We start from the raw sequence: 4,709 nt of genomic DNA, 5'->3' as shown, positions 1-4,709 counted from the left end.
ACATCGGCCCCAACGGCATCGATCACGCCCGCCATTTCTAATCCGAGCGTAAAGGGCGGCGTTGGCGTGTCTTGATAGGTACCTTTGCACATGAGCAAGTCTGCAAAGTTGAGGCCACAGGCGTGGACCCGAATGCGGATTTGTGAGGGTGCGGGGGCGGGGAGATCATATGACATCACTGCGGCGGGCGTGTCGAACGTCAGCACGCGCAAGGATTGTGTGGCAATGATCATCAAACGACCTCGATTCGTGTGCCTGAAGGGACGCTATAGTAGAGCAGGATGCAGAACGCCGCCGCTCATTTTCGTGTCATTGACGTATAAATATTCAAATATTGGGCAAATCCGTGCAATTTTGCATTGCAAATATTTTCATTTTGAACAGGAGTTGGCCTTGTATAAGCAACATGGTCAAAGTTTAGTAAAGAAATTAAAAAACACTGTGTTTAACAAAAAAAGAATAAAAATATAATTATTATTGTGGGTTAAGTAAATAATGACGTTACGAAATTATGTCATTTTCATGAAATAGGTGGTTTGAACTCCCTTTGATGTGCTAGCAACGCTAAGCCTTGGGGATCATGACGATCCATATTCGACGTTGGTCTTGGATGTCGTGGCACAGTGAGTTCTAAGGAGCGGTCAAAAATGAAGCATCCCGTGGATGTCCATGTTGGAAAGCGCGTTCGTCATCGTCGTTGGATGGTCGGAATGACGCAGCAACAGTTAGCTGAGAAAGTTGGGATCAAGTTTCAACAAATCCAAAAGTACGAAACAGGCATGAATCGCGTTTCCGCATCCCGGCTTTGGGATATTGCAGAGGCGCTTGGTGTTCCTGTGGCTTTCTTTTTCGAAGGGGCAGATGAGAGCCCAGCAGAAAAGACGACGACAAAAGTCGACAACGTGCCTGCCGATATTTTGGCAGACAAAGAGGCGCTTGAACTGGTGCGGTCCTATTACGCAATTCCAGAAACCCAACGCCGCCGTTTGTTTGAATTGGCGCGCGTCCTGTCTGACGTCGCCTGATATTCTGAAACGTTTGATTTGACGGACCCACGTTGCAGGCGCATCGTGGGTTTTGTCTTGTCTGCATCTTGACCCGCGAGGCGTCAGGCTCTACCGCGGATAGGGACGTTAAAACAAAGGGATCAGGCAAATGGTAGGCCCAGTTGATGCACGCAGTGCGGATATTATCGCCACGGCACAAATGGCGGCGGACGCCGCGCGTGCAGTCACACTTCGCTATTTTCGCGGCTCCAACCTGAACACCACCTCAAAGCGCGCAGATTTTGATCCCGTCACCGTTGCGGATCGCGAAGCAGAACAAGTGATGCGAGATATCATCGCTGCGCGCCGTCCTGATGATGCGATTTTAGGTGAGGAATACGGCGAAACGGCAGGGACATCGGGGCTGACTTGGGTGCTCGACCCGATTGATGGGACGCGGGGGTTTATCTCTGGAACGCCTACGTGGGGTGTATTGATCGCCGTGCGCGACGCAACGCAGGCGCTATATGGCATCGTTGATCAGCCCTATGTTGGCGAACGGTTCGCGGGTGGATTTGGCGCGGCAACATTCAATGGACCGCATAACTCACATGCTTTGGTCACGGCGTCTAACGTTGAGTTGAGCGAGGCCATAATTTTTACAACGTTTCCAGAAGTTGGTGAAGCGGCGGATGCCGAGGGCTTTCAGGCACTTGCGCGGCATTGCAAACTGACGCGCTACGGCATGGATTGCTACGCTTACGCGCTGTTGGCGGCGGGTCAGGTCGATCTTGTTGTTGAGGCGGGATTGCAAACCTATGACATTCTTGGCCCCTTGGCGGTAATTGAAGCCGCTGGTGGGATTGTAACGGATTGGAAAGGTGGGTCTGCCATGCAAGGCGGGCGTGTGATTGCCGCTGCAAATGCCGAAATTCATGCGCGCTCTCTGGAAATACTATCTAAATATTGAGCTGAAAGGTCTCGGCATGCACCCCTGTTTTATCATTCGAAACGCAGACACCATTTTGACGATGGATGATGCGCGCAGTGAGATCAAAGGCGGAGATGTGTTGGTCCGAGATGGTGTGATCGAAGCGGTCGGTCACGGCCTTTACGATGATGATGCGCAAATCGTCGATGGACGCGGCACGGTGGTAACCCCCGGTTTGGTCAACACCCACCATCACCTCTATCAAACGATGACACGCGCCGTTCCCGCTGCGCAAAATGCGCTATTGTTTGGGTGGTTGCAGACGCTTTATCCGATTTGGGCAAAGTTTGGCCCCGACCACATGCGGATTTCGGCCATGGTGGGCCTCGCCGAATTGGCGTTATCAGGGTGCTCCATGACGTCTGATCATCTGTATTTGTACCCCAACGGTGCGCGCCTAGATGACACCATCGATGCGGCGCGGATGATTGGTGTGCGCTTGCACGCAACGCGCGGTGCGATGTCGATTGGGGAGAGCGCGGGGGGATTGCCACCTGATAGTCTGGTCGAGCGCGAGGCTGACATTCTCAATGATTGTATACGCGTTATCGACACGTTCCATGATGCGCGCGATGGCGCCATGGTCCGTGTTGCGGTGGCCCCGTGTTCGCCGTTTTCAGTGAGCCGCGAATTGATGCGCGATGCCGCGATTTTAGCGCGCGATAAGGGCGTTATGATGCACACGCATCTGGCGGAAAATGATGAGGATATTGCTTATTCTCTCGAAAAGTTTGGCTGTCGTCCCGGGCAGTACGCCGAGAGTTTGGGATGGACCGGTCCCGATGTATGGCATGCGCATTGTGTGAAATTGGATGCGCAAGAGATTGAGTTGTTCGCCAAATCAAAAACCGGTGTGGCCCATTGTCCGTGTTCAAATTGCCGCCTTGGCTCTGGTATCGCACCTGTGCGCGCCATGCGGGATGCGGGTGTGCCTGTCGGTCTTGGCGTGGATGGGTCGGCGTCGAACGATGGCAGCAATCTGATTTTGGAGGCGCGCCAGTCGATGCTGTTGCAACGCGTTGCTTTTGGTGCGGATAAAATGAGTGCGCGTGAGGCGTTGGAGCTCGCCACACGTGGCGGAGCCGAGGTCTTGGGGCGCGACGATCTTGGGCAATTGGCTGTCGGCAAACGTGCGGACATTGCAATGTGGGATGTGTCGGACATTGAAAGTGCGGGATCATGGGATCCCGCGGCTTTGTTGCTTGCGGGGCCGACTCAGGTCAAAGAGCTGTTTGTCGAGGGACGCCATGTCGTCGCAGATGGCTGGCTTGCGACCGTGCATTTGCCAGAGGTTTTGCGCCAGCAAGCAACGCTTGTTGATGGGTTGATGAACTCTTAGAGCGTGCGCTCACGCGGCTGTGCGACGCGTTGCCCGTGCACATAGGTGGCTGCAATCGCGCGGTCGTCGCCCATCATGATGGTTGGGAATATTGCTTCCCAAATGTCATTCACATGCAACGTGCGCTGGGCGATTGCCGGTGTCGACGCAAGATCGATCACCGCGATATCCGCCTCCATCCCCACGGCTATTGATCCTACTTTATCGCTCATGTGCAGCGCGTGGGCCGAGCCAAAGGTGGCCAGCCACAAAAGTTGTGCTGGATGCAGGGCCGTGTGGGTTAGTTGACCAACCTCGTAGGCGGCGGCCATTGTGCGCAGCATAGAAAACGAAGAACCGCCGCCAGTGTCCGTGGCCAAGCCCACGCGCAACCCATCGCGGGTGCGTGCCCCCATGTCGAAGAGGCCCGAACCGATAAAGGTATTCGAAGTGGGGCAGTGGATGACCGAGCAATCCATCTCTCGCAAGCGATCAATTTCGCGCCGCTCAAGATGAATAGCATGTCCGAAAAGCGCGCCTGCGCGGACCAGTCCAAACTGCTCGTAGGTGTCGAGGTAGTCGCGTGCGTTTGGATACAGGCCCTTGACCCACTCGATCTCATCGGTTTGCTCCGATAAATGCGTTTGCATCAAACAGGTTGGATATTCGGCCCATAGCTTGCCCAAGGCGTCGAGTTGCTCGGGCGTAGATGTCGGTGAAAAGCGCGGTGTGATCGCATATGTGGCACGCCCGTTTCCATGCCACCGCTCAATCAGGGCCTTGCTGTCATCATACGCGCTTTGCGCGGTGTCGCGCAGATAGGCGGGGGCGGTGTCGCGGTCCATGCATGTTTTACCTGCCACGATTCTCATGCCGCGCGCGGCGGCTGCGCCAAACAGCGCCTCCACGGATGTCGGGTGTATTGTGCAAAAACTCGTCACGGTCGTAGTGCCGTTTGCCAAAAGCAGATCAAGGTAGAGTTCCGCAATTTGCGCGGCGTAAGCGGGATCCGAAAACTTGGATTCTTCGGGGAACGTGTATGTGTTCAACCAGTCGATCAACCGCTTTCCCCACGAGGCAATCATAGCCGTTTGCGGGTAGTGGGCGTGGGCGTCAATAAATCCTGGCATGACCAAATTGTCGCCATAGGCATGGTGGACAGCCTCAGGATAGGCGACCAAAAGCGTGGCGCGCGGCCCGATTTCAACGATCTGACCGCCTCGTACGCGCACCGCCGTGTCGGGCTGAACCGTCACTGCGTTCAATGCGGGATGATCAAACGGATTTCCCTCAAACGTGAGAATGTTGCCTGAAATTAGGGTGTCCATGTGCGGCGCGCCTTTGTGTGTGTTGTGCGTAGACTAAGCGTGGATTTTGCGAAGGTAAATCGCAGTTGCCCCTGTTTCTCTGCGCC

5 protein-coding genes are annotated in these 4,709 nt (G+C 54.8%); 3 read left to right on the top strand and 2 right to left on the bottom strand.

Going from position 1 to position 4,709, the window contains the following annotated elements:
• Positions 1–233, bottom strand: a 233-nt coding sequence (locus tag ACTG34_RS12525) for an alcohol dehydrogenase catalytic domain-containing protein (protein WP_439105220.1), incomplete at its 3' end; no start/stop codon positions are given.
• Positions 234–647: 414 nt separating this feature from the next.
• Here ACTG34_RS12525 and ACTG34_RS12520 point away from each other — a divergent pair.
• From ACTG34_RS12520 to ACTG34_RS12510, 3 genes are all read left to right on the top strand, one after another.
• The gene (locus ACTG34_RS12520; protein ID WP_439105219.1) at positions 648–1,025 is read left to right on the top strand and encodes a helix-turn-helix domain-containing protein; all 378 of its coding nucleotides are present in this window, start codon (positions 648–650) and stop codon (positions 1,023–1,025) included.
• Positions 1,026–1,155: 130 nt separating this feature from the next.
• Complete coding sequence (hisN, locus tag ACTG34_RS12515; protein WP_439105218.1) at positions 1,156–1,956, top strand: histidinol-phosphatase; 801 nt, start codon at positions 1,156–1,158, stop codon at positions 1,954–1,956.
• Positions 1,957–1,972: 16 nt separating this feature from the next.
• Positions 1,973–3,316 (top strand): 8-oxoguanine deaminase, encoded by a 1,344-nt coding sequence (locus tag ACTG34_RS12510; RefSeq protein ID WP_439105217.1) that lies wholly within the window; start codon positions 1,973–1,975, stop codon positions 3,314–3,316.
• On the opposite strand, the gene guaD is transcribed toward ACTG34_RS12510, so the two are convergent.
• The gene (gene guaD / locus ACTG34_RS12505; RefSeq protein ID WP_439105216.1) at positions 3,313–4,623 is read right to left on the bottom strand and encodes a guanine deaminase; all 1,311 of its coding nucleotides are present in this window, start codon (positions 4,621–4,623) and stop codon (positions 3,313–3,315) included. The two genes, ACTG34_RS12510 and guaD, sit on opposite strands and share 4 nt — an antisense overlap.
• Positions 4,624–4,709 lie beyond the last annotated feature (86 nt).

The sequence above is a fragment of the Celeribacter marinus genome, from assembly GCF_965656515.1.
Lineage (GTDB): Bacteria > Pseudomonadota > Alphaproteobacteria > Rhodobacterales > Rhodobacteraceae > Celeribacter > Celeribacter marinus_D.
Note: the sequence above shows the minus strand (reverse complement) of the source record. Positions and strands in the feature narration are given on the sequence as shown.

What these genes read in the sequence shown, in the direction of transcription:
- ACTG34_RS12520 (WP_439105219.1), top strand. Translation starts at nt 648, where the DNA reads ATGAAGCATCCCGTGGATGTCCATGTTGGAAAGCGCGTTCGTCATCGT.
- hisN (WP_439105218.1), top strand. Translation starts at nt 1,156, where the DNA reads ATGGTAGGCCCAGTTGATGCACGCAGTGCGGATATTATCGCCACGGCA.
- ACTG34_RS12510 (WP_439105217.1), top strand. Translation starts at nt 1,973, where the DNA reads ATGCACCCCTGTTTTATCATTCGAAACGCAGACACCATTTTGACGATG.
- guaD (WP_439105216.1), bottom strand. Translation starts at nt 4,623, where the DNA reads ATGGACACCCTAATTTCAGGCAACATTCTCACGTTTGAGGGAAATCCG.